At 61.3% G+C, this 832-nt stretch carries 1 protein-coding gene; it reads right to left on the reverse strand.

Translation table 11 applies throughout. The features are described 5' to 3' along the window. Positions 1 to 184: 184 nt before the first annotated feature. Positions 185 to 832 (reverse strand): IS4 family transposase (locus AWB68_RS45600; protein ID WP_125483332.1); only part of this gene is annotated, 648 nt, incomplete at its 5' end.

Here is an 832-nt window from a genome sequence, read left to right on the forward strand (position 1 = left end):
CAATACTGTTCACTTGATAACCACTTTGGGCGCTATTCGCTGATTCAGCGGTTCCCATCGTCGCCGGATCCGGAAATTCGACATCTTTCGCTTCACGCCGCGGGGATTGCGCTTGCCGCGGCTTTGCACCGCGCGTCCGCTGGCGATTTCCCGCAGTAAGCTGAGCCTCCAACTTTGCCACTGCTCAGGGGGGAACGGCCGCCGCCTCGGGCAGACGTCGGTTCAGCACGCGCACGGCATGAACGAACGATAAGTCTTCGGGTCGCTGTCCGCTGTCCTGTGCCGCTTCGTACATCATTCGACGGATCGCCGCGTGAGTAAGCATTAACGCATAGAACTCCTGACGGACCAGATCAGGCGTCTTACTGCGCAGCACCTTCTTGCCATCGCACAGATGTGTCTTGATCTCGTCAAACATCTCTTCGATTTTCCAGCGCCGGTGGTACAGCGCCGCGAGTTCTACGGCAGGCGCCACCGCTGCGTCCAGCAGATTGGTGATCAGACGATACTGCGGCTCGGCATCAGGCACGCCTTCCAGGCGATACTCGATGACCCGCACCCGTATGCCGTTACGCTGGTGTCGCCGGTCGGTATCGCTAGCATAGACGGTGCTCAGGTACGAACCGTCTGCCAGCGGCACTTCGCACGGTAGCCGCAGATTCGACTTCACCCGCCACAGCAGCTTCGCGCCGGTGGCCACCGCCTCGCGCCACATGTCATAGCCATAGAACAGGCGATCGGCCAGCACCAGCATGTCATCCGAGAATGCCGGGACGAGCTGCCGCGCGAGAGCCTGTTCGCTGTCGTCGCGCACCCCGCCCAACTGGACCTG

Source organism: Caballeronia choica, assembly GCF_001544535.1.
Lineage (GTDB): Bacteria > Pseudomonadota > Gammaproteobacteria > Burkholderiales > Burkholderiaceae > Caballeronia > Caballeronia choica.